The organism is Actinopolyspora sp. BKK2 (genome assembly GCF_011291845.1).
Taxonomy (GTDB): domain Bacteria; phylum Actinomycetota; class Actinomycetes; order Mycobacteriales; family Pseudonocardiaceae; genus Actinopolyspora; species Actinopolyspora saharensis.
This window is the reverse complement of the sequence record NZ_JAANTE010000003.1, coordinates 329534-351904: the sequence shown is the minus strand read 5'-3', so window position 1 is coordinate 351904 and position 22371 is coordinate 329534. Positions and strand designations below refer to the sequence as shown.

The 22371-nt window shown below is 70.2% G+C and carries 23 protein-coding genes; 19 read left to right on the top strand and 4 right to left on the bottom strand.

The annotated features are described in order from the left end of the window. Positions 1-125 precede the first annotated feature (125 nt). The 6 genes from G9Q41_RS08480 to G9Q41_RS08455 all read left to right on the top strand — a co-directional run bounded on the left by G9Q41_RS08480 (position 126) and on the right by G9Q41_RS08455 (position 5557). On the top strand, positions 126-1715 hold the full coding sequence (locus G9Q41_RS08480; protein WP_347567489.1) for an ABC transporter substrate-binding protein: 1590 nt from the start codon (positions 126-128) through the stop codon (positions 1713-1715). After that, positions 1712-2725, top strand: a complete 1014-nt coding sequence (locus G9Q41_RS08475) for an ABC transporter permease (RefSeq protein WP_165632313.1) — start codon at positions 1712-1714, stop codon at positions 2723-2725. The genes G9Q41_RS08480 and G9Q41_RS08475 overlap by 4 nt, the downstream gene beginning before the upstream one ends. Continuing rightward, the gene (locus G9Q41_RS08470) at positions 2718-3635 is read left to right on the top strand and encodes an ABC transporter permease (RefSeq protein WP_092522227.1); all 918 of its coding nucleotides are present in this window, start codon (positions 2718-2720) and stop codon (positions 3633-3635) included. Before G9Q41_RS08475 ends, G9Q41_RS08470 begins: the two co-directional genes overlap by 8 nt. Positions 3636-3727: 92 nt before the next feature. Then, positions 3728-4675, top strand: coding sequence for an ABC transporter ATP-binding protein (locus G9Q41_RS08465; protein ID WP_165632445.1), 948 nt, complete (start codon positions 3728-3730; stop codon positions 4673-4675). Further along, positions 4669-5310 (top strand): ATP-binding cassette domain-containing protein, encoded by a 642-nt coding sequence (locus G9Q41_RS08460; RefSeq protein ID WP_165632312.1) that lies wholly within the window; start codon positions 4669-4671, stop codon positions 5308-5310. The genes G9Q41_RS08465 and G9Q41_RS08460 overlap by 7 nt, the downstream gene beginning before the upstream one ends. A 94-nt stretch (positions 5311-5404) precedes the next feature. Continuing rightward, positions 5405-5557: a hypothetical protein gene (locus G9Q41_RS08455; RefSeq protein WP_165632311.1), complete on the top strand. Its 153-nt coding sequence runs from the start codon at positions 5405-5407 to the stop codon at positions 5555-5557. Positions 5558-5707: 150 nt separating this feature from the next. Here the strand turns inward: G9Q41_RS08455 and G9Q41_RS08450 are convergent, their stop codons facing one another. Then, positions 5708-6973, bottom strand: coding sequence for a M14 family metallopeptidase (locus G9Q41_RS08450; RefSeq protein ID WP_165632444.1), 1266 nt, complete (start codon positions 6971-6973; stop codon positions 5708-5710). Between the two features lie 192 nt (positions 6974-7165). On the opposite strand from G9Q41_RS08450, the gene hisD reads away from it, so the two are divergent. The 6 genes from hisD (at position 7166) to G9Q41_RS08420 (ending at position 14136) form a co-directional block, all read left to right on the top strand. Continuing rightward, positions 7166-8479 (top strand): histidinol dehydrogenase, encoded by a 1314-nt coding sequence (gene hisD / locus G9Q41_RS08445; protein WP_165632310.1) that lies wholly within the window; start codon positions 7166-7168, stop codon positions 8477-8479. Positions 8480-8525: 46 nt separating this feature from the next. Continuing rightward, a complete protein-coding gene (locus tag G9Q41_RS08440; protein ID WP_165632309.1) occupies positions 8526-9644 on the top strand; it encodes a histidinol-phosphate transaminase in 1119 nt (372 codons plus the stop codon). Beyond that, positions 9641-10255 carry an imidazoleglycerol-phosphate dehydratase HisB gene (hisB, locus tag G9Q41_RS08435; protein WP_092522217.1) on the top strand — a complete coding sequence of 205 codons (615 nt, stop codon included), beginning with the start codon at positions 9641-9643 and terminating at the stop codon, positions 10253-10255. The genes G9Q41_RS08440 and hisB overlap by 4 nt, the downstream gene beginning before the upstream one ends. A 309-nt stretch (positions 10256-10564) precedes the next feature. Beyond that, the gene (locus tag G9Q41_RS08430; RefSeq protein ID WP_207630742.1) at positions 10565-11515 is read left to right on the top strand and encodes a cysteine synthase family protein; all 951 of its coding nucleotides are present in this window, start codon (positions 10565-10567) and stop codon (positions 11513-11515) included. A gap of 43 nt (positions 11516-11558) precedes the next feature. Next, the gene (locus G9Q41_RS08425) at positions 11559-13931 is read left to right on the top strand and encodes an FdhF/YdeP family oxidoreductase (protein ID WP_165632308.1); all 2373 of its coding nucleotides are present in this window, start codon (positions 11559-11561) and stop codon (positions 13929-13931) included. A 55-nt stretch (positions 13932-13986) separates the two neighbouring features. Further along, complete coding sequence (locus G9Q41_RS08420) at positions 13987-14136, top strand: hypothetical protein (RefSeq protein WP_165632307.1); 150 nt, start codon at positions 13987-13989, stop codon at positions 14134-14136. Between the two features lie 114 nt (positions 14137-14250). Here G9Q41_RS08420 and G9Q41_RS08415 read toward each other — a convergent pair whose 3' ends face one another. Beyond that, complete coding sequence (locus tag G9Q41_RS08415) at positions 14251-15606, bottom strand: SLC13 family permease (protein WP_242687244.1); 1356 nt, start codon at positions 15604-15606, stop codon at positions 14251-14253. Between the two features lie 133 nt (positions 15607-15739). Between G9Q41_RS08415 and G9Q41_RS08410 the strand changes: the two genes are divergently transcribed. Next, the gene (locus tag G9Q41_RS08410; protein ID WP_207630741.1) at positions 15740-17398 is read left to right on the top strand and encodes a sensor histidine kinase; all 1659 of its coding nucleotides are present in this window, start codon (positions 15740-15742) and stop codon (positions 17396-17398) included. 1 nt (position 17399) lies between these two features. Next, complete coding sequence (locus G9Q41_RS08405; RefSeq protein ID WP_092522208.1) at positions 17400-18080, top strand: response regulator; 681 nt, start codon at positions 17400-17402, stop codon at positions 18078-18080. Between the two features lie 123 nt (positions 18081-18203). On the opposite strand, the gene soxR is transcribed toward G9Q41_RS08405, so the two are convergent. Beyond that, on the bottom strand, positions 18204-18665 hold the full coding sequence (soxR, locus tag G9Q41_RS08400; protein WP_092522206.1) for a redox-sensitive transcriptional activator SoxR: 462 nt from the start codon (positions 18663-18665) through the stop codon (positions 18204-18206). A gap of 91 nt (positions 18666-18756) precedes the next feature. Between soxR and hisH the strand changes: the two genes are divergently transcribed. From hisH to hisI, 5 genes are all read left to right on the top strand, one after another. Then, the gene (hisH, locus tag G9Q41_RS08395) at positions 18757-19389 is read left to right on the top strand and encodes an imidazole glycerol phosphate synthase subunit HisH (protein ID WP_092522204.1); all 633 of its coding nucleotides are present in this window, start codon (positions 18757-18759) and stop codon (positions 19387-19389) included. Positions 19390-19436: 47 nt separating this feature from the next. Next, on the top strand, positions 19437-19589 hold the full coding sequence (locus G9Q41_RS08390; protein ID WP_245695686.1) for a hypothetical protein: 153 nt from the start codon (positions 19437-19439) through the stop codon (positions 19587-19589). 73 nt (positions 19590-19662) lie between these two features. Beyond that, positions 19663-20403, top strand: a complete 741-nt coding sequence (gene priA, locus G9Q41_RS08385; protein ID WP_165632304.1) for a bifunctional 1-(5-phosphoribosyl)-5-((5-phosphoribosylamino)methylideneamino)imidazole-4-carboxamide isomerase/phosphoribosylanthranilate isomerase PriA — start codon at positions 19663-19665, stop codon at positions 20401-20403. Between the two features lie 57 nt (positions 20404-20460). Further along, positions 20461-21234: an imidazole glycerol phosphate synthase subunit HisF gene (gene hisF, locus G9Q41_RS08380; RefSeq protein ID WP_165632303.1), complete on the top strand. Its 774-nt coding sequence runs from the start codon at positions 20461-20463 to the stop codon at positions 21232-21234. Beyond that, positions 21231-21599 (top strand): phosphoribosyl-AMP cyclohydrolase, encoded by a 369-nt coding sequence (gene hisI / locus G9Q41_RS08375; protein WP_092522196.1) that lies wholly within the window; start codon positions 21231-21233, stop codon positions 21597-21599. Before hisF ends, hisI begins: the two co-directional genes overlap by 4 nt. 75 nt (positions 21600-21674) lie before the next feature. Here the strand turns inward: hisI and G9Q41_RS08370 are convergent, their stop codons facing one another. Continuing rightward, positions 21675-22298: a TetR family transcriptional regulator gene (locus tag G9Q41_RS08370; RefSeq protein WP_165632302.1), complete on the bottom strand. Its 624-nt coding sequence runs from the start codon at positions 22296-22298 to the stop codon at positions 21675-21677. Positions 22299-22371 lie beyond the last annotated feature (73 nt).

Here is a 22371-nt window from a genome sequence, read left to right as displayed (position 1 = left end):
GCCGGTCGGTCGCGCGCCCACGCCGCGCGGGCGGTGGACCACGTTGTGCCGCGGTAGCTGCGCGGAGGAGTAGGCAAGATCTCATCGTGTTGCCAGTGAATTGCAGCAATGTCTAGAGTTTCGGCGTGTTGAACCGCCGCACCCTGATGACCTCGTCGTTGGCTGCCTTCGCCCTGGCCGGAACCGCCTGCTCGGCGCCGTCCAACCGGAGCGGAACCGACCCGGGGTCGATGCTGTTGGCCGACGGGTACGAGCCGAGCAGCCTGAACCCGCTGCTGGGCTACGCGCGCTACGGAGCGGCCAAGTTCTACGACGGGCTGCTCGCCTTCGACGGCAACGGAGAACTCCACCCCGCGCTGGCGGTCGAACAGCCCACTCCCGACGAGCAGGCCCGCACGTGGACGGTCCGCCTGCGGCGCGGAGTCACCTTCCACGACGGCGCGCCCTTCGACGCTCACGACGTGGTGGCCACCTACCGGGCCGCCATCGACCCGGACTACGCGTCGACGATCAGCTCCGATCTGTCCATGCTCGACGAGGTCGAGGCCGTGGACGAGCACACGGTCCGGTTCGTGCTGAACATCCCCTACGCAGCCTGGCCGTCCAGGATGGTGATGGGGATCCTGCCGAGGTCCGCCCTGAGCGAGCCCGTTCCGCAGGATCGCTCCCCGATCAACACCGCGCCGGTCGGCACCGGCCCCTATCGCCTGACGGAGTGGCGTCAGGGCGAGCGGATGATCTGGAAGGCCAACGAGAACTACTGGGGCGGCGCTCCCGCGGTGGGAAAGATCACCGTCGTGTTCGCCACCGACGACAACACCAGGGCGCAGCGCGTGCAGGCGGGCGAGTTCGACGGAACCGTGCTCCCGCCGAGGCTGGCCGAGCAGGTGGGCACCGCCCCCTACCGGACTATCCACCACGACACGGCCGACTACCGCGCCATCGCCCTGCCGAACGATCAGCCGGTGACGGGGGACCCGGTCGTGCGGAAGGCCCTGAACCTGGCGGTGAACCGCTCGGCCATGATCTCCAGCCTGCTCGGTGGGCACGGCACACCCGCCCACACACCCGTCCCGGAGTCCATGGACACCTACCACGAACCCGCGGCCCGGTTCGACTTCGACCAGCAGCGCGCCCGCCGGATGCTCGACGAGGCGGGATGGCGCACCGGGGCGGACGGTGTCCGGCGCAAGGACGGCACGGAAGCGCGGTTCACCGTCATGTACTTCGCCGACGACACGCTGCGCAAGCAGTTCGCGCAGGCCTTCGCCTCGGACGCGGGCAAAGTGGGATTCCGGGTCGAGCTCGCCGGTGTGCAGCGCTCGGAGGCCGCCGAACGCATCGGGACCGACGCGATCGTGCTGGGCGGCGGGAGTCCGCTCGACCCCGACATCCAGATGTATTCCGCCCTGCACTCCTCGATGATCGGGACCGGCACCTACAAGAACCCGGCCAAGTACCGCAACTCCCGGGTCGACTCCGCGCTGGACGCGGGCAGGCGCACCGTCGAGACGGCGGAACGCGCACGTCACTACAAGGAGGCCCAGCGGGCCTACGCCGAGGACCCCGGGCTGGTGTACCTGGCCTTCATCCAGCACAGCTACGTCGTGCGTTCCGGGATCTGGAACGGGTACGCGTCGGTGGTCGAACCGCACACCCACGGCACGACCTGGGGCCCCTGGTGGAACGTCGAGGACTGGACCCCCGCGAATTGAGCGTTCGACTGTGGCCCGCCGGGCGTCCGGGGCGGCGGAGCGAGGCGGTGCTGTGGCTGGTCCTGCGCAGACTGGCCATGGCTGTTCCCGTGCTGCTGCTCGTCTCCTTCGGCGTGTTCCTGCTCGCCGCGGCCTCGCCCTTCGACCCGATCCACCAGTACTACGGGGTGCAGATCTTCAACGCCTCCTCCGCGGACGTGGCCAGGGTGCGTGCCGAGCTCGGCCTCGACCAGCCGGTGCCGTTGCGCTTCTGGGACTGGTTCAGCGGCCTGGTCACCGGGGACCTGGGGGTGTCTCGTTCGATGCGCCAGCCGGTGGCCGAGGTCCTCGCGGAGCGGCTGCCGTGGACGCTGCTGCTCACCGCGAGCGGTCTGGTCTTCGCGGTGGTCCTCTCGCTGGTGGCGGGGACGGTGGCGGCCTGGCGCCAGGGTGGCTGGTTCGACCGGACGATCACCGCCCTCGGGCACGCCTTGGAGGGGATACCGCCCTTCGTGCTGGCGCTGCTGGCCATCGCCCTGTTCTCACTGGGGCTCGGCTGGCTGCCGGTGGCCGGGCTCACCGACGCGGGCAGCGACCTCGGAGCGGTCCAGGTGATCGAGCACCTGCTGCTGCCGACGGCGGTGCTCGGCGTCTCCCAGGCCCCGTGGCTGGTGCTGCACGTGCGCCAGTCCCTGCTGGCCGCGCTCACCGAGGATCACGTGGCCGGAGCACGGGCCCGCGGGCTGCGGGAGCGGGTCGTGGTGCTGCGGCACGCCCTGCCCACCGCGCTGCTCCCGTTCGTGGCCGTGCTGGGAGCCCGCGTGCCCGAGCTGGTCACCGGTGCGGTGCTCGTGGAGGAGGTCTTCTCCTGGCCCGGTGTGGCCTCGGCGGTCGTGACGGCAGCCGAGGCCGCGGACTACCCGCTGCTGGCCGTGCTCACGCTGCTCGCGACGACTGCCGTGCTGCTCGGATCCCTGCTCGCCGACGTCGCCGCCGTACTGCTCGATCCGAGGGTGTCCGCCGATGGTTGAAGTCGATTCCGAGAGAACCCGCCCCCCGGCCGGTGGCGAGTGGCGCAGCGCTGCCCGGACACGTGCGGGCACCGTGCGCGGCGGCACCGGCAGGGTCCGGCTGCGCGCGCGTGCGTCGGTGGTCGTGCTGGTTTCGCTGGTGCTCGCGGCCGTGCTGGTCCCGCTGTTGTCCCCGGCTCAGGGACTGGTCGACTACACCTCGGTGCGCACGCCCCCGGGGCTCGACCACCCGTTCGGGACGGACACCTCGGGAAGGGACCTGTTCGCGCGCGCGTGGGCGGGGCTGCGCGTCTCGCTGCTGGTGGCCGCGGTCAGCACCCTGGTCTCCACCGTGCTCGGCTCCGCGGTGGGAGCCGTCGCGGGTTCCTTCGGGGGATGGGTGGACCGGCTGCTGATGCGGCTGGTCGACGCGATCAACTCCGTGCCGCACCTGTTGCTGGGCATCGTGATAGTCGCGCTGTACCGCGGCACCGTGCTTGCCGTGGTGCTGTCCATCGGGCTCACGCACTGGGCCACCGTCGCCCGCGTGGTCCGCTCCGAGGTGCTCGGTCTGCGCAACCGCCCGTACATCGACGCGGCGATCTCGGCGGGTGCCGGTCGGTGGTGGGTGCTGCGCAAGCACGTTCTTCCCGCGGTCGTTCCGCAGGCGGTGCTGTCCGCCGTGCTGCTGGTTCCGCACGCGGTCTTCCACGAGACCGCGCTGAGCTTTCTCGGGCTGGGGCTGCCGCCGCACCTGGCCAGCATCGGCAACATCCTGGGGGACGGACGTGCCGCGGTGCTGCTCGGGGCCTGGTGGATCGTCGTGTTCCCCGCGCTGCTGCTGGTGGCGACCACCCTCGCGGTTTCCGGCATCGCGGCCGGGTGGCGGGACAGGGCCGTTCCCACGCGTCGTTCCGAGCTGTCGCTGTGACCGCGGGGCCGGTGAAAGCGGTGTCCGAGTCGTCGGAAGAAGGGGGTGCGGTGTTGGACGGTCCGTCCCGACCGCTGTTGAGCCTGGACGACATGTCGGTGCGCTTCGCGCTCGGAGGTCGTCGTGCGGGGGAGACGGTGCACGCGGTCACGGAGGCGCGGCTGGAGCTGCGCCCGGGACAGGTGCTTGCGCTGGTCGGCGAGTCCGGCTGTGGCAAGTCCGTGCTGGCCTCGGCCCTGCTGGGGTTGTTGCCCGCCAACGCCTGGCTGCGCGGCAGCGCCCGGGTCGGCGGTGCTGCCGCGGAGGAGGACATCGAGCTGCTCTCCGCATCCGAGCGGGTGCTGGCCGACCGGGTCCGCGGGCGGCGCGTCGGCCTGGTGCCGCAGTCCGCCGCCACTCATCTGACCCCGGTGCGCACCGCGCGGGCGCAGCTGGCGGAGACCGTCCGGGAACTGCGCGGCCACGAGGACGACGGGGACGTGGACGAGCTGGCCGAGCGGGTGGGGCTCGACCCCGCCGCCCTCGAGCACTACCCGCACGAGCTCTCCGGGGGGATGGCCCAGCGCGTCGCGGTCGCTTCGGCGCTGGTGGCCGACCCTCCCGTGGTCGTAGCCGACGAACCCACCACCGGACTGGACCGCCCGCTGGTGGACCGCACCATGGATCTGCTCGGTGAACTGGCGAATCGGAACCGAGGAGTACTGTTGATCACGCACGACCTGTCCGCCGCTCGGCGCGTGGCCACGCACGTGGCCGTGATGTACGCCAGTCGCGTGGTGGAGACCGGTCCTGCGGAGGAGGTGTTCGACCGTCCGTGGCACCCCTACACCGTGGGGCTGCTCAACGCGCTTCCCGAGCGGGGCTTCGAACCAATACCCGGGCACCCTCCGGCGCTCACCGAGCTCGACGCGCTGGAGCGGAAGTGGGGCTGCGTGTTCTGCCAGCGCCGCCCGGACACCCCGGGGGTGGCCGCCTGCGACGGAACCACGGAACTCGTCTCGTACGGCGACCGCGCGGTCGCGGCTCATCCGCCATGCTGAGGGCGAGCGGGCTGGTCGCGGGCTACCAGCGGGGGCAACGCGTGCTCGACGGGGTGAACGTGGAGCTGCCCCGGGGAGGGGTTCGTGGACTGGCCGGGCCGAGCGGTTGCGGGAAGTCGACCCTGGCTCGGGTGCTCGCGCTGTTGCAGCGTCCGTGGGCCGGTACCGTGGAACTGGACGGAACCCCGATCAGGGGATTCCGGCACGCGGCCTCCCGGGAGCAGCGGACCGCTGTCGGGATCGTTTTCCAGCAGCCGCGTCCCGCCGTGGACCCGCGGATGTCCCTGCGCCGGGTGCTGGAGGAACCGCTCCGGGCGAGCGGGAAGCGGGGTGTGCCCGAACGAGTGGCGGAGCTGACGGAGCTGACGGGACTGGACGAGGAGCTGCTCGGAAGGCTCCCGCACGAGGTCAGTGACGGTCAGTTGCAGCGCGCTTGCCTGGCGCGGGCCATCGCGCTGCGGCCGCGCTACCTGATCTGTGACGAGATGACCGGCATGTTGGACGCCTCCACCACGGCAGCGCTGGTGCGCGTTGTCGACGAGCAGGTGCGGGTGGAGGGGACCGGGGTGCTCGCCATCAGTCACGACGAGTCATTGCTGCGCGCGTGGGCCGGGGACGATGTCATCCGGCTGTGATGATCACGGGTGTGGCAAGGTGAGGTGGTTGACCAGTGCAAGGTCGTTGTGACAGCGGCGGCCTGAGGCGCCCGATTGGTTGTGGAGAGCACTGATGAGCGAACAGACCACGTTCATGCAATGGCGCGAACGAGCGAGGTCGGAGATCCGCGAGGAACACCCGCAGTTGCGCTGGTTGCTGCTCATCGCCGGAGCGGTGGTGGTGCTCGGGATCCTGGCGGGAGTGGTGGTCCTGTTGCTGGGCTGAGCTTTTCGCTCGTCCGGGAAGCGATCCGACCCGGCCGGGTTTCACCCCGGCAGCGCGGTCGTGCGGAGACCACCCCCCGGGCCGGTCCGGATCCGGACCGGCCCGGAAGGTCGGTTCCGCCGGGTGTGGAGCCGTGGCGACAGGGGCGGATCAGCGTCCGCTCTCGTCCAGCAGGATCGAGACGGCTTCGTCGTTGCGGCTCGTCTCGCGCTGGATGACCTCGTCCGGCGGGTAGAATCCCTCGGAGCCGCCGCTGCCGGGATACATCTCGAAGGTGAAGGACAGGATGTCGTGCTCGGCCCACATCCAGTCGTTGACGCTGCCGTCGGTGACGTAGAGCTCGCTCGACTGCATGGGGTCGTACCCGTTGGTAGCGGCCATGGCCTTGCCGACGTCGGCGAACCTGCGGTACTCCTCCCGGGTCATGCCGGGGGCGTTCTCCGCGGTGGTGTAGCCGTAGGGCCACAGCACCAGTTCGCTGAAGGTGTGGAAGTCGATGTGCGCGGTTATCTGCTGCGTGCCGTCCACCACCCTCGAGTTCACGAAGTCGCGGAGGGAGGCGGTCTCCGGCGCGGAGAAGGCCTCCGGGCCGCGGTAGGTCGATGAGTTCGGGTCACCGCTGGACCCGCCGCAGCAGCCCCACTGGTGCCCCCAGTTCCGGTTCAGGTCCACCGGATTCGCCTGCCTGTTCCGCCGCCATCCCAGGTAGTCGCTCCCCGAGATGTCGTGGGCGACCCCGTCCGGGTTGACCATCGGGACCACCCAGATCTCCCTGCCGTCCACCGCGTCGCTGATCGCCCGGTCCGAGCCGTAGTTGTCGGTGTAGCGCTTCAGGATGTGCAGGCACATCTCGGCGGTCAGGTGCTCCCGCGCGTGCTGGTTGCAGGTGAACAGCACTTCCGGCTCGTCCTCGTCGACCCCGGCGTTGTCGCTGATCTTGACGGCCGGGATCTCGCGTCCCTCGGCGGAACGCCCCACCGTGGTCCTGTCGACGATGTCGGGGTGCCGGTTCGCGGCCTCGTCGAGCTCGGTGAGCATCTCCGAGTACGTGTGGTAACCGCTGTCCTCGGCGGGGAACTCCCCCGGAGCCGCTCGTGCGGGGGAGGACCGGTCGGTGGTCGCCCCCGTCCGCTCCAGGGGCAGTCCCGCGGAGCGGAGCCGCTCCGCCTGGGCCCCGTTCGCCTGCACGAAGGCGGTGTCCCCGCGCACGGACAGCACCAGCGCTCCGGTGCGCTGGATCTCCGTGCGCGTGCTGCCGTCGGTTCCGGTTATCCGGTACACGTTGCCGGAGCTCGCCCGCTCCGCGCCCTCCGGGGCGGTCTGCCGCTGTTCGGCGACGGACTGGGTGGCGGGAAACGCCAGCAGGCACGCCGTCACGGACAGCGCGGCCGCGGTTCGCAGTCGTGGTGCACGCATGTCTCTCCGATCGGTCACGATTCGGGCCTCCTCCGAGGTTCGCGCCGATCGTCCTCGGTGAAAACATGCTCAGGTCTGACCGCGTGTCCCCCTTTCCGGTGGATCACGTTGTGGACACCCGTGCGGAACTGCCGGTAGGACCGCGCGTCCGGACGGCTATCCTGGCAGCAGCGACGTTTGCGGAAGGATGCCATGCTCAGCCGAATTGATCTGCGCGGTCGGGAACCGTCCGTAGGGGAGCTGCGTAACAGGCTGCCGCGTGCCGGCATGGACGTGGAGCACGCGCTGTCCGCGGTGCGCCCGGTGCTCGACGATGTGGCCGAGCGGGGCGTTCCGGCCGTGCTGGACCACACCGAGCGGTTCGACGCGGTGCGCCCCGAGCGAGTGCGGGTTCCCGACGAGGAGCTGCACCGCGCCCTGGAGGAGCTCGACCCCGCCGTGCGCGCGGCGCTCGAGGTCTCGGTGGAACGCGCCAGGGCGGTGCACGCCGATCAACGTCGCACCGAGGTGACCACCGAGGTGGCCGAGGGCGGGACCGTCACCGAGCGGTGGGTGCCGGTCTCCCGGGTCGGCCTGTACGCGCCGGGCGGACTCGCGGTCTACCCGTCGAGCGTCGTGATGAACGTGGTCCCCGCGCAGGAGGCGGGGGTCGAGTCCCTGGTCGTGTGCTCCCCGCCGCAGGTCGAGTTCGGTGGCAGGCCGCATCCCACGATCCTGGCCGCGGCCGCCCTGCTCGGTGTCGACGAGGTGTGGGCCGTGGGCGGTGCGCAGGCCGTCGGGTTGCTCGCCTTCGGGGGAACCGACACCGACGGCGCGGAGCTCCTGCCCGCGGACATGGTCACCGGTCCCGGCAACGTCTACGTCACGGCCGCCAAGCGGCGGTTGCGCAACGTCATCGGGATCGACGCGGAGGCGGGGCCGACCGAGATCGCGATCCTGGCCGACGACACGGCCGATCCCGAGCACGTGGCCGCCGATCTGATCAGCCAGGCCGAGCACGACACGCTGGCCGCGAGCGTGCTGGTCACCCCTTCGGAGGAGCTGGCCGAAGCCGTGGACGAGCGGTTGCGGGTCCGCGTGCCCGCCACCAAGCACACCGAGCGCATCCGCACCGCGCTGACCGGTGAGCAGTCCGGGTGCGTGCTCGTGTCCTCCCTGGCGGAGGGAGTGCGCGTCGTGGACGCCTACGCGGCCGAGCACCTGGAGATCCAGACGGCGGAGGCGTTGCGGACCGCCGCGGAGGTGCGCAACGCGGGCGCGATATTCGTCGGCCCGTACTCCCCGGTGTCGTTGGGCGACTACTGCGCCGGGTCGAACCACGTGCTGCCCACGGGTGGGTGCGCGCGGCACTCCTCCGGGCTGAGCGTGCAGAGCTTCCTGCGCGGGATCCACGTGGTGGATTACACGCGGCAGGCACTCCACGAGGTCGGCGAGCGGGTCGTGGCACTGGCCGAGGCGGAGGACCTGCCCGCGCACGGCGAGGCGGTGACGGCCCGGTTCGACTGAACCGGGGCACAGACATCCCGACTACCGACGAATTGGTGGAAGATCGATGAGCGACGTGATCGGCGGCGAGACGACGCTGGCCGATTTGCCCCTGCGGGAGGACCTGCGCGGGCGCACCCCGTACGGAGCTCCCCAGCTCGACGTTCCGGTGCTGCTGAACACCAACGAGAACCCGTTCCCCCCGCCGCAGGAGCTGGTCGACGACGTGCTCGCCTCGGTCCGGGAGCACGCGAGCGGGCTGAACCGGTATCCCGACCGGGACGCGGTGGCGCTCCGCGAGGAGCTGGCGGCCTACCTGGCCGGGGCCACCGGCGTGGCGGTCTCGGGGGCCAACGTCTGGGCGGCCAACGGGTCCAACGAGGTGCTCCAGCAGATCCTGCAGGCCTTCGGCGGCCCGGGACGCACCGCGCTGGGCTTCGCGCCCTCCTACTCGATGCACCCGATACTCGCCTCGGGGACCCGCACCGAGTGGCTGCCCGCGCCGCGCAGGTCCGACTTCACGCTGGACGGTTCCGAGGCCGCCGCGGCTGTGGCGGAACACGACCCCGACGTGGTGTTCGTGACCAGTCCGAACAACCCCACGGGGCAGTCGGTGGGGTTGGACGACCTGCGCGCGGTGCTGCGCGCCGCTCGCGGCGTCGTGGTGATCGACGAGGCCTACGTGGAGTTCTCCGCGCGGAGCAGCGCGGTCGAGTTGATCGAGGAGTTCCCCTCCAAGGTCATCATCAGCCGGACCATGAGCAAGGCCTTCGCCTTCGCGGGAGGCCGCCTCGGCTATCTCGCAGCCTCCCCCGCGGTGATAGACGCGCTGCTGCTCGTGCGGCTGCCCTACCACCTGTCGGTGCTCACGCAGGCGAGCGCGCGCGCGGCGCTGCGTCACGCCGACGCCACCCTGAGCGGGGTCAAGCGGTTGGTGGACGAGCGCACCCGGGTGGTGGGCAGGCTGCGCGAACTCGGGTTCACCCCGGTTCCCAGCGACGCGAACTTCGTGCTGTTCGGGCTGTTCGACGATGCCCACCGCGTGTGGCAGAGCTACCTCGACTCCGGGGTGCTGATCCGCGACGTCGGGATCGAGGGTCACCTCCGGGTGACCATCGGCTCCCCGGAGGACAACGACGCCTTCCTCGCCGCGAGCGAGCGAGTCAGTGAGGAGATCTCCAGGTGAACGCGGCAGCAGCCCGCACCGGACGCGTGGAGCGGGAGACCAAGGAGTCCGCGGTGTCCGTCGAGCTCGATCTGGACGGCAGCGGTCGAGCGGACGTGGACACCACGGTGCCGTTCTACGATCACATGTTGCACTCGCTGGGCACGCACGCCGCTTTCGACCTGAAGGTGCGTGCGCGCGGGGACACGCACATCGACGCGCACCACACGGTGGAGGACACCGCCATCGTGCTCGGGCAGGCGCTGCGGGAGGCGCTGGGCGACAAGGCGGGGATCCGCAGGTTCGGCGATGCCTGGATCCCGATGGACGAGACGCTGGCCCACGCGGCGGTGGACGTTTCCGGACGTCCGTACTGCGTCCTGTCCGGCGAGCCGGAGCAGTACAACGCCTTCACCATCGGGAACAATTACCCGTTCGTGCTCAACCGGCACGTTTTCGAGTCGCTGGCGTTTCACGCCGGGATCAACCTGCACGTTCGCGTGATGTACGGCAGGGATCCCCACCACGTCACGGAGGCCCAATACAAGGCCATCGCCCGTGCGCTCCGCGCCGCGGTCGAGACCGATCCGCGCTTCGCGGAGACCGTTCCCTCCACCAAGGGATCTCTCTGAGTCTCGTCCACCGGGAGCTCGCCGCCGCGCGAGGCGCTCTCCGCGCGGCGGCGGGCCGAGCTCGTCGCTCGCTCCGCCGTTCCGGTGCGGTCGACCGAGCTCGAGCACCGCACCGAGCGCCTCCCCGAGCTCTGCTGCGCGCCCCGGCCTCCGGTCGCTCGGCCGGGTGGTTTTCCCCGGGGAGCTCCTTGACAGTCCTGCAGCGCAGCCATCATTGTCGCTTATTGAGCAACGTAATGTGCATTACGCAACACATTGGGTTGTCGTCTGGTCCTCAACTGCTTTGACAATGGTGTCAGGGGAGAGCTCATGGTCAGGTCACCGACGGCGGGGACCCCACCCGCCGTTCCGCACGCTCCCGAACCCACCGCCAACGGGTCGATACTGGACTCGATCGGTGACACCCCGCTGCTGTTGATCGAGGGAATCCGGGTCAAGCTGGAGTTCCTCAACCCGTCCGGCTCGATCAAGGCGCGCATCGCCGCCTACATGCTCGAACGCGCCGAGCGCGAGGGGCTGCTGCGCCCGGGCGACACCGTCGTGGAGGCCAGCAGTGGAAACACCGGCAACGCCATGAGCATGGTGGCCGCCGTCAAGGGATACCCGATGCTCGTCGTGATGCCGCGCAACGTCAGCGCGGAACGAGCGGCGATCTCCCGTGCCTTCGGTGCGGAGGTGCGCACCACGGGCGACTTCCACGTCAACGACGCGTTGGCAACGGTCGAGGAGCTGGGGCGGCAACCGGGGTACTTCGCCCCGAGGCAGTTCGACAGCGAGTGGAACGTCGACGAGAACCGCACCTGGCTCGGCCCCGAGATCCTCCGCCAGCTGCCCGAGCACGTGGTCCCCGACGCCGTGGTGGGAGGCGTGGGGACCGGTGGCACGGTCGTCGGGGTGGGGCAGGCCTTCCGCGAGGTCAACCCGCGGTGCCACGTGGCCGCGATGGAACCCGACGAGTCGTGCACCCTCGCTTGCGGCGAGGTCGACAAACACCTCATCGAGGGAATCTCGGACGGTTTCGTCCCTGGGGTCTTCGCACGTCACCGCGACGAGATCGACGAGATCATCGCCGTGGACAGCACCGAGGCGCTCGCACAGTCACGTGAACTGGCGCGCCGGTACGGACTGTTCGTCGGCCCCTCCTCGGGGGGACACTTGCTGGCGGCGAAACGACTCGCTCGGCGCAGGCCCGAGCTCCGGGAGATCGTCACTTTCCTCGCGGACGAGGGGGAGAAGTACCTCACCGAGCACTTTCGCTGATCGAAGGACGTGATCGCGCCGAGTACACTGGCAGGAACGATCGATGCGCGCGGATCGCCTGCATCGAAACCTCCGCGTTCGTGACGAGGGACGGGTGGATCTCGTGGGACGGCAGAGCCCCGAAAAGGACATCGACGAGTCGGAACTCGAAGTGCACGAGCCCGAACGGGCTGCGGTCGGAGTGCGCGGGATCACGGTCGCGCTGCGCCGCAGCCTCGAGCAGATGGGACCTGTGCGGACAGCCAGGACGTTGCCGCTGCTGAACCAGCGCAGCGGTTTCGACTGCCCGGGGTGCGCCTGGCCGGATCCCCGGGAGGAGGACGGCGAGTCCCGCAAGTTCGCGGAGTTCTGCGAGAACGGGGCCAAGGCTGTGGCCGAGGAGGCCACCACCCGCACCGTCGACGCCGAGTTCTTCCGTGAGCACTCGGTCGACGACCTGGCCGAGCGCACCGACTACTGGCTGGGACAGCAGGGGCGGCTGACCACTCCGGTGATCAAGCGGGAGGGCGACACGCACTACCGCCCCGTGGAGTGGGCGGAGGCCTTCCGAGTCATCGCCGAGAAGCTGAACGAGCTCGGCGCCGAGCGCACCGCCTTCTACACCTCGGGACGCGCCAGCAACGAGGCCGCTTTCTGCTACCAGCTGCTGGCCCGGTCGATGGGCTCGAACAACCTGCCCGACTGCTCGAACATGTGCCACGAGTCCTCCGGAACGGCGCTGAACGAGACCATCGGGGTCGGCAAGGGCTCGGTGAGCCTGCACGACCTGGAGAACGCCGATCTCGTCGTGGTGATGGGGCAGAACCCGGGAACCAACCATCCCCGGATGCTCAGCTCGCTGGAGCGGGTGAAGCAGCGCGGCGGGAAGATTCTCGCGGTCAATCCGCTGCCGGAGACCGGGCTGATGCGTTTCCGCAACCCCCAGAGCGTGCGCGGCGTGGTCGGTGCGGGAACTCCGCTGGCCGACGAGTTCGCCCAGATCCGCATCGGCGGTGACCTCGCGCTGTTCAAGGCGATCAGCGCGCTGCTGATGCGCGCCGAGGACGAGGCCCCGGGAACCGTGCTGGACAGCTCCTTCATCGAGAACCGCACCGAGGGGTTCGCCGAGTTCGCCGAGCAGGCGCGCGACGTCGACTGGACCGAGGTGGAGCGGCTCACCGGCCTGGAGCGGGAGCAGATCGAGCGAATCGCGCGGATGTTCGCCGAGTCGAGCGGAACCGTGGTCTGCTGGGCGATGGGGATAACCCAGCACCGGCAGGCGGTGCCCACCATCCGCGAGATCGTGAACGTGCAGCTGATGCGGGGGATGATCGGCAAGCCCGGTGCGGGGGTGTGCCCGGTGCGGGGGCACTCCAACGTGCAGGGTGACCGGACGATGGGGATCTGGGAGAGGATGCCCGAGTCGTTCCTGGCCGCGCTGGACGAGGAGTTCGACCTGCGGGTCCCGCGGGAACCGGGCTGGGACACGGTCGAGACCCTGCACGCCATGCACCAAGGCCGTTGTGCCGCGTTCATCGGACTGGGCGGGAACTTCGCGGCGGCCACACCGGACAGCGCTGCCACCGAGCGGGCACTGCGCGGCTGCGAGCTGACCGTCCAGATCTCCACCAAGCTCAACCGCTCGCACGTGGTTCCGGGGCGAACAGCGCTGATCCTGCCGACGCTCGGACGAACCGAGCGGGACCGGCAGCGCAGCGGGGACCAGTTCGTGACCGTCGAGGACTCGATGTCGGTCGTGCACGCTTCGCGGGGGCGATTGGCGCCCTCCTCGGACCAGCAGCTGTCCGAAGTGGCCATAATCTCCCGGCTGGCGCGTGCGGTGTTCGGTCCCGGGCACCGCGTTCCCTGGGAGGAGTTCGAACAGGACTACGATCGGATTCGGGAGCGCATAGCCAATGTGGTCCCCGGATGCGCCGACTACAACCGAAAGGTGCGCGAGCCCGACGGTTTCGTGCTGCCGCATCCGCCGCGGGACAGCCGGAGCTTTCCCACCCCCACGGGCAGGGCCAACTTCACCGCGAACGTTCCGCGGATGATCCACGTCCCCGAGGGGCGGTTGCTGCTGCAGAGCCTGCGCAGCCACGACCAGTACAACACCACGGTCTACGGGCTCTCCGACCGGTACCGCGGGGTGGAGAACGCGCGCCGCGTGGTGCTGGTCAACTCCGCGGACATGGACGAGCTCGGTTTCGCCGACGGCGAGACGGTCGATCTGGTCTCGGAGTGGGCCGACGGTTCCGGCGGTATCGAGCAGCGCCGCGCCGAGGGGTTCCGGGTGGTGCCCTACTCGACTCCGCGCGGTTGTGCCGCGGCCTACTACCCGGAGGCGAACCCGCTGGTTCCGCTGGACTCGGTCGCCGAGGGGTCCAACACGCCGGTGTCCAAGGCCGTGGTCATCCGGCTCGAACGCGGCTGAACCGGTCGGCGAGAATCACCGGGACATCCTTTCCCGGTGACGAGCGGAGCGTGCCGTGCGGGACTTCCTGCCGATCTTTCTGCTGGCCTTCGCGGGGTTTCTCGCGGGCGGTACCTACGCGATGTGGAAAACCGCGCGGGGACTGGCCGTGGTGCTCGCGGTGGCCGCGCTGGTGGCGCTGGCCGGTGGGTTGCTGTGGCTGTGAGGAGCACGCCGCGCGCCGCGCGACGTGCTCCGCAGCCGGAAGGCCGTTCCGGGCCGGGGCGCACCGTCCGAGGTGGTGCCCGGCGTCCGGGTGCGACCGGGGTGCGGGCACCCGTCAGACGAACGGACTGAGCACCAGCACGCAGAGCAGCGAGATCACCGAGGCCATCATCGTCACCAGCGTGCAGGTCTTCAGGGTTCCGCGCGTGCTCAGGCCCAGCAGCCGTTGGAACATCCAGAAGAAGTTGCTGTTGACGTGCACGGCGAACAGCGCGCCCGAACCGGCGGCCAGGGCGATCAGCAGCGGGGCCGTGTCCGTTCCGCCCAGCGCGGGGGCGAGGATGCTGCCTGCCGTGATCGCGGCGACCGAGGTGGAGCCGATGGCCACGTGCAGCACGGCCGCGATGATCCAGGCCAGCAGCAGCGGCGAGAAGGCGTTCGAGGAGAAGTAGCCGGACAGGATCTCCTCCAAGCCGGTCGCGGAGATCACCCCGCCCAGCGAGCCGCCGATACCGGTGATGATCAGGATCGGACCGCACTCGCGCATGCCCTCGGCCACGGCCGAGCTGGCCACACCGCGGGAGAACGTGCGCCACGCCAGCAGATAGGCCCCGATCACGCCGATGAACAGGGCGATCAGCGGGTTGCCGAGGAAGGCGAGCGGGCCGGAGGTCACCCCCGCGACCTTGGCGATCCCGCCCATGGCGATGAGCACGATGGCGAGCACCAGCGGCAGCAGCGAGATTCCCAGGGAGGGGAGCCGGTCGCCGCTCTCGCTCGTGCTCGCCTCCGCTTCCTGCTGGGCGTCCTCGCCGTGTTCCTGCGCCGTGAGCTCGTCCTTCTCGGCGTTCCACAGCCCGCCGCGCAGCAGCCACCGGTAGAGGTAGATGGTCAGCAGCGCGGTGGGGATCGTGACCAGCAGTCCGAACAGCAGCATCCGTCCCAGACCGACGTTGAGCAGTCCGGCCACGGCCAGCGCTCCCGCGCCCGGGACGACGAGGACCAGCCCGAGCTCGGAACCGAGGATCAGGGCCGCGCCCATGGCCGCGGTTCCGTCCCGCTTGATGCGCGGTGCGATGGACCTGCCCAGCGGCGCGGTCAGCACGAGCAGCACGTCCGTGTAGATGGCGGGGAATATGCTGCTCATCGCGGTTCCGAACACGTAGGGGGAGCGTTCGGCCCCGAACACGCGTAACAGGCTCTCGGTGAGCTTGCGCAACGCGCCGGTCACCGACAGCAGCGACCCCAGCAGCACGCCGAAGGTGATCAGCAGGCCTATTTCGGTCATTATGTCGCCGAAACCACTGGTTACGGCCTCGGCCGTCCCGCTGAAGCCGAGCCCGGTGGCCAGCCCGAGGTAGAGTGATCCGAGCAGTAGCGCCATCAGCGGCTCGATGCGCAACGCGAGAATCAGCAGGATCGTCCCCGCTATGGCGATCCCGGTGTGCAGGAGAATCAGGGATTCGCTCAACCGCCCGACCTTTCCGTCGTCATCACGGTTAACTCCGTGTTGCGTCCGTGCGATGTCGCGGGGAACTATCGGTCGCTGCTCGTGCGGTGTCATCGTTGTGTTCATTTCGTTCACGAGCCGCCGGGGAGGGATGTTGACCGATTCCGGTAAGCGCGTTCCGCCTCGCGAAGGAGGCGACGCCCGTTGGAGCCTGGCGCGACGTCTGTTCGTCCTCCAGGCGGTGATCGTGATCGTGGTGATCCTGGCCGGTTCCGGACTGGCCTGGTACAGCGCTCGTGCGCAGAACCGGGAGTCCGCGCGCGACGAGGTCCGCTCCCTGGCGAGAACCCTGGCGGGGATGCCCAGCCTGAAGTCCGCTCTGGACGATGCCGATCCGAGCGAGCGGCTTCAGCCGCTGGCGAGGCGGACGACCGCTCGCACGGGGGTGGACTTCGTGACGATCATGAGCAAGGAGGGCATCCGCTACACCCACCCGGATCCGAGCAGGATCGGGGAGCGCTTCTGGGGGCACATCGGACCCGCGGTGCGCGGCAACACCTTCACCGAGACCTACACGGGAACCCTGGGGCCTTCCGTGCGGGCGGTGGCCCCCGTGCTCTCCCCGTCGGGAGAAGTGCGGGCGCTGGTCAGCGTCGGGATCAAGCTCCGGGTGCTCACCGGGCAGCTGCAGGGCCAGTTACGCGCCCTCCTGCTGGTGGCGGGAGCGGCGCTGCTGCTGGGCGGGCTGGCGACCTACCTGGTCAGCGTACGCATGCGCCGCTACACCCACGGTCTCTCCCCGGCCGCGCTGAGCCGGGTGCACGACTACCACGAGGCGATCCTGCACGCCGTGCGCGAGGGTCTGCTGCTGGTTTCCCCCACCGGGGTGGTGACCCTGTGCAACGACGGGGCCGCCGTGCTGTTGGGACTGGATCCGGCGCGCACGGAGGGCAGGCGCGTCGACGAGCTCGGGCTGCCCGACTCCCTGGCGGAGGCTCTGGGAAGTCGGGCTCCGGTGCGCGACGAGCTGCACCTGACCGAGGACAGGGTGCTTCTCGTGACCGTGGCCGCGGCGAGCGGCGATGACGGGGAGCTCGGCAACGTGGTCACCCTGCGGGACCACACCGAGCTGCGCACGCTGAACCGCGAGATCGACACGCTGCGCGGGTTCTCGGAGTCGCTGCGTTCGCAGGCCCACGAGTCGGCCAACAGGCTGCACACGGTCGTCTCGCTGATCGAGCTCGGACGCACCGAACAGGCCGTGGAGTTCGCGACCGCGGAGCTGCGCACCGCTCAGCAGCTCACCGATCGGGTGGTCGGTGCCGTGGAGGAGCCGGTGCTGGCCGCCGTGCTGCTCGGCAAGACCGCCGAGGCACGTGAGCGCGGGGTCGAGATCGGCATAACCGAGGACACCCGGGTCGACGAGTCGGCGTCGGAGGCCCTGGACCCCCGGGAGCTGGTGACCGTGCTCGGGAACCTGATCGACAACGCGGTGGAGGCGGTGCTGGCCGCCGGGGTCGAGGCCCCCGAGGTCGACGTGACCCTCCGCGCCGAGGAGACGGGGCTGCTGGTCAGGGTGGTCGACAACGGTCCGGGTGTCGATGCGGGAGCCACGCGCGAGCTGTTCCGCCGCGGCCACTCGGGCAAGGGCGACGGCAGGGGATTGGGACTTGCCCTCGTGGGGCAGAGTGTTCGCCGTCGTGGTGGCCACGTCGAAGTGACCAACGGCACCGGTCGAATGCGGGGAGCGGCTTTCACCGCGTGGTTGCCCCTGGAGCCGCTCGCCGGGCGGGAACCGAAGGCAGGAGGATGACGTGATCTCGGTCCTGGTGGTGGAGGACGACGAGGTGGCGGGCGAGGCCCACGAGAACTGCGCGAACAGCGTGAGCGGATTCCGCGTGGTCGGCCGGGTCCGCACCGGTCAGGAAGCTCTGCGGTTCCTCGGTCACACTCCCGCGGACCTGGTGCTGCTCGACCTCCGACTGCCCGATATGGACGGTCTGCGGGTGAGCCGCACCCTGCGGAGGCAGGCGAGCGAGACCGACGTGATCGCGGTCACCTCGGCTCGCGATCTCAGCCGGGTACGCGAGTCGGTGGCCAGCGGCGTGGTGCAGTACCTGCTCAAACCGTTCACCTTCGCGGCGATGCGGGAGAAGCTGGAGAACTACGCCCGCTTCCGGAACAGCATTTCCCGGGAGGGGGCCGTCAACGGTCAGCACGAGATAGACCACGCCTTCTCCGCGCTGCGCGACGGGGATCGCCGCGAACTGCCCAAGGGGATGGGGCAGCAGACGCTCGAGTCGGTGGCTTCGGCCGTGCGGGAGCTTCCGGACGGCGGCTCGGCCGAGACGGTCGGCCGGTTCAGCGGTGTTTCCAGGGTGACCGCCCGCAGGTATCTGGAGTACCTGGTCGAGTGCGGCACCGTGTCGCGTGCTCCCCGCCACGGAGGGGTGGGGCGTCCCGAGATGAGCTACCGCTGGAACGGGAACTGCTGACCGGGGCGGCCGTCGGCTGTGCCGGGAAACGTCGCGTCGGGAAGCTCGCCACGCGAGCCCTCCCCGGAGCTTCCGCGGAGCGCACCTCTTGCCAGGAGGGCGGTCGGAGCGCGCCGATCAGCGTCACACTCCGCCCTCGGCCTCGGGGCGCAGCAGTGGTGCGGCCGGACCCTTTTGCGCCATCCGGTCGTCCGGGTTGTACAGCGAGCAGGTGTTCAACGAGAGGCAACCGCACCCGATGCAGCCGGTGAGCCGGTCGCGCAGGCGCTGCAACCCGTCGATTCTGGCGTCGAGCTCGTTCCGCCAGTGCTCCGAGAGCCGTGCCCAGTCGGCCTTGCTGGGGGCGTGGTTGTCCGGGAGCGTGCTCAACGCGTCGGCGATGTCGTCCAGGCTGAGCCCGACTCGCTGGGCCGCGCGGATGAACGCGAGCCGGCGCAGCACCCCGCGCTCGTAACGCCGCTGGTTGCCGCTCGTGCGGGTCGAGCTGATCAGCCCGCGGTCCTCGTAGAACCGAAGGGCAGTGGTCGCGAAACCGCTGCGTTCCGCCACCTCGCCGATGGTCAGTTTTGCGGAGGAGGTCGACACGCTGCCCAGTCTACCGACGGGATTTCCAGTTCACTGGAAGAACAGGTGTGGTCCTGCCGGGAGCTGCGGGCGATTCGGGTAGTCTGGAGCTGTGACACGAGTCGTCGTACTGGACTACGGATCGGGCAATCTCCGTTCGGCCGAGCGCGCGTTGGAGCGCGCCGGGGCCGAGGTGGAGGTGACCGCCGACCATCGGCGCGCCGTCGAGGCGGACGGCCTGGTCGTGCCCGGTGTCGGTGCGTTCTCGGCCTGCATGCGCGGTCTGCTCGACGCGGGAGGGGACCGGGTGATCGACCGTCGGCTGAGCGACGATCGCCCCGTGCTGGGGATCTGCGTGGGAATGCAGATCCTCTTCGAACGCGGTGTCGAGCACGGCGTCGAGGCCGAGGGGGTCGGACGCTGGCCCGGTACGGTCGAACGGCTTCGCTCCGAACCGCTGCCGCACATGGGGTGGAACACGGTGTCCGCGCCCGCCGACAGCGTGTTGTTCGCCGGTCTCGACCCGGAGACCCGCTTCTACTTCGTGCACTCCTTCGCGGCCCGCGAGTGGCCCGCCGTCCCCGGGGACGGCGGTGCGGGCAAGACCCGGTTGATCAGGTCCGAGCACGGCGAGTCCTTCCTCGCGGCCGTGGAGGACGGCTCCCTGATGGCCACCCAGTTCCACCCCGAGAAGTCGGGGGAGGCGGGCAGCCGGTTGCTGCGCAACTGGTTGGACAGCCTGTGAGAGCGCGCAGGCACGGGTTGATGCGCCCGGGAGGAGCCGCCCGTGTCGTGGCTCTCGTGCTGTGCCTGGGGATGGTCGTCGGCTTCTCCTCGACCTACCTCGTGGCGGCGGGGGTGTCCGGTTGGCTCGTGCTGTTCTTCGCGCTGCTGGTGCTGGGGGTTCCCGTGGTGGCCGCGCTGCGTTCGAGCCGTCGGTCCTGAACCGCTCCCCGGGGCGCCGCGCTGCTCCGCGGGGCGTCGTCGGGGCCGGCCGGCGGGGTCGTAGGCTTGAAGCGTGACTTTCACGCTGCTTCCCGCCGTCGATGTGGCAGATGGACAGGCAGTGCGCCTCGTGCGTGGCGCGGCCGGAACCGAGACCTCTTACGGCGACCCGTTGCAGGCCGCCCTGGCCTGGCAGCAGGCCGGTGCCGAATGGGTGCATCTCGTCGACCTGGACGCGGCCTTCGGGCGTGGTTCGAACCGGGAGCTGCTGGCCGAGGTGGTCGGCAGCCTCGACGTGAACGTCGAGCTCTCCGGGGGGATCCGGGACGATGAGTCCCTGCGGGCAGCCCTGAACACCGGGTGCGCCCGGGTGAACCTGGGGACCGCCGCCCTGGAGGATCCGGAGTGGACCGCGAAGGTGGTGCGCGAGCACGGCGAGCGCGTCGCGGTCGGGCTGGACGTGCGAGTGGAGGAGCAGGGCCACAGGCTCGCCGCCCGTGGCTGGACCCGCGACGGCGGGGACCTGTGGGAGGTGCTCGATCGGCTCGACGAAGCCGGGTGCAGCCGCTACGTGGTCACCGATGTGAGCAAGGACGGAACTCTGCAGGGGCCCAACCTGGCGCTGCTGCGCGCCGTCTGCGAGTACACGCCGGCCCCCGTGGTGGCCTCGGGCGGGATCTCCACGGTGCAGGACCTGGTGGCGCTGACCTCCCTCGAATCGGTCGGCCTCGAGGGGTCGATAGTCGGCAAGGCCCTCTACGCGGGCAACTTCACCCTCTCCGAGGCGCTGGAAGCCGTGCGGCCGACCGGCTGATCGCTTCGCGAGCGGTGCCGCGTACCGCGCCTCGTGTGGGGTGCTTACCCTGGAGGCATGGCTGTTGCGGTGCGCGTGATCCCCTGTCTGGACGTCGACGAGGGGCGAGTGGTCAAAGGGGTGAACTTCACCGGTCTCGTCGACGCCGGAGACCCCGTCGAGCTGGCCAGGACCTACGACCGCGAGGGAGCCGACGAGCTGACCTTCCTCGACGTGACCGCTTCCTCGGGGGACAGGGAGACCACCTACGACGTGGTTAGCGGTACGGCCGACCAGGTTTTCATCCCGCTGACCGTCGGCGGTGGGGTGCGCACCCCGGACGACGTGGACCGGCTGCTGCGCGCCGGGGCCGACAAGGTCAGTCTGAACACCGCCGCGATCGCGCGTCCCGAGCTGCTGGAGACGGCTTCCCGGCGGTTCGGCGCCCAGTGCGTCGTCCTCTCGGTGGATGCCAGGAGGGTTCCGGAGGGCGGGGAGCACACGGCCTCCGGGTTCGAGGTCACCACGCACGGGGGCACCAGGGGGACCGGGATCTGCGCGGTCGAGTGGGCCGAGCGGGCCGAACGCCTCGGGGTCGGTGAGATCCTGCTCAACTCCATGGACGCCGACGGCACGAAGGAGGGGTTCGACCTGGAGATGATTCGCGCGGTGCGCGCGGCGGTGGGGGTTCCGCTGATAGCCAGCGGTGGTGCCGGGGACAAGCGGGACTTCGCCCCGGCCGTGCACGCGGGTGCCGACGCGGTGCTGGCCGCGAGCGTGTTCCATTTCGGACAGTTGACCATCGCCGAGGTCAAGGAAGCCATGCGTGCGGAGGGGATCACCGTTCGATGAGCGAGCCGGAGCAGCTCCCGGAGCAGTTGGATCCCGCGATCGCGGGCAGGCTCAAGCGCAACGACGCGGGGCTGGTCGCCACCGTGGTGCAGCAGTACGACACGGGCGAGGTGTTGATGCTGGCCTGGATGGACGACGAGGCGCTGCGGCACACCCTGGCCACCAGGCGGGCCACCTACTACTCCCGGAGCAGGGGCAGGCACTGGACCAAGGGCGAGTCCTCGGGCAACACCCAGCACGTGCGCGAGGTTCGGCTGGACTGCGACGGGGACACGGTGCTGCTGCTCGTCGACCAGACGGGCCCCGCCTGCCACACGGGCGCGCCGAACTGCTTCGAGGCCGACGTCCTCCTGACGGAGGACTGACCGCGCGGTGCGGCCGCGTGCGGGTGCGGCCGTTTCCCGCAGCCGCAGCCCCCGGCGGGGCTCGCGGCGCGGTGCTCAGGCCGGGTCGAGGCGACCGGTCAGGTAGTGCTGCAGATTGGGGGCCACGGCGGTCACGATCGTCTCGTGCTCGGTGCTGTCCAGCGGTTCGAGACGCACCACGTAGCGCATCATCCCCAAACCGACCAGCTGGGAGCCGCACAGGGCCGCGCGCAGTTCCCTGCGATCGACTTCCAGGGAGCGCAGCAGCGGTTCCAGCAGCGTCGTGGTGAGGAACTCGCGCAGCAGTCGGGCGGCCTGCTCCCCGGTGGACAGACTGCGCATCAGCGCGGTGAACTCGCCACCACCGGCCGAGTCCCACGTCGACAGGAAGGCGCGCAGCATGCGTTCCGCGAGTCGTTCCACCGGGCCGTCCAGCAGCACGGCGAGTATCCGGTCCGGCTCCACCGGCAGCGCCACCGCGGTGGTGAACAGCCCCTTCTTGTCACCGAACCAGTGGCGGACCATCGCGGGATCCACTCCGGCCCTGCCCGCGATGCCGCGCACGGTGGCCCCGTCGTAACCGTGCTCGATGAACGCCGCACGCGCGGCGGTGAGCAACGCCGCTCTGGTCTCGCTGCCGCCGCCGCGCCTGCCGCGGCGTCCGCTCTCCGGGCCGCTGTCGTGATCGCTGTCCTGCACGACGACATCCTCACCGGCTGGCCGCGCTCCGGCAAACGGCGGGGTTAGGCGCACGGGTCCGCTGGGAGGCCTG

What these genes read in the sequence shown, in the direction of transcription:
- G9Q41_RS08470 (WP_092522227.1), top strand. Translation starts at nt 2,718, where the DNA reads ATGGTTGAAGTCGATTCCGAGAGAACCCGCCCCCCGGCCGGTGGCGAG.
- G9Q41_RS08465 (WP_165632445.1), top strand. Translation starts at nt 3,728, where the DNA reads ATGTCGGTGCGCTTCGCGCTCGGAGGTCGTCGTGCGGGGGAGACGGTG.
- G9Q41_RS08460 (WP_165632312.1), top strand. Translation starts at nt 4,669, where the DNA reads ATGCTGAGGGCGAGCGGGCTGGTCGCGGGCTACCAGCGGGGGCAACGC.
- G9Q41_RS08455 (WP_165632311.1), top strand. Translation starts at nt 5,405, where the DNA reads ATGAGCGAACAGACCACGTTCATGCAATGGCGCGAACGAGCGAGGTCG.
- G9Q41_RS08450 (WP_165632444.1), bottom strand. Translation starts at nt 6,973, where the DNA reads ATGCGTGCACCACGACTGCGAACCGCGGCCGCGCTGTCCGTGACGGCG.
- hisD (WP_165632310.1), top strand. Translation starts at nt 7,166, where the DNA reads ATGCTCAGCCGAATTGATCTGCGCGGTCGGGAACCGTCCGTAGGGGAG.
- G9Q41_RS08440 (WP_165632309.1), top strand. Translation starts at nt 8,526, where the DNA reads ATGAGCGACGTGATCGGCGGCGAGACGACGCTGGCCGATTTGCCCCTG.
- G9Q41_RS08430 (WP_207630742.1), top strand. Translation starts at nt 10,565, where the DNA reads ATGGTCAGGTCACCGACGGCGGGGACCCCACCCGCCGTTCCGCACGCT.
- G9Q41_RS08425 (WP_165632308.1), top strand. Translation starts at nt 11,559, where the DNA reads ATGCGCGCGGATCGCCTGCATCGAAACCTCCGCGTTCGTGACGAGGGA.
- hisF (WP_165632303.1), top strand. Translation starts at nt 20,461, where the DNA reads ATGGCTGTTGCGGTGCGCGTGATCCCCTGTCTGGACGTCGACGAGGGG.
- hisI (WP_092522196.1), top strand. Translation starts at nt 21,231, where the DNA reads ATGAGCGAGCCGGAGCAGCTCCCGGAGCAGTTGGATCCCGCGATCGCG.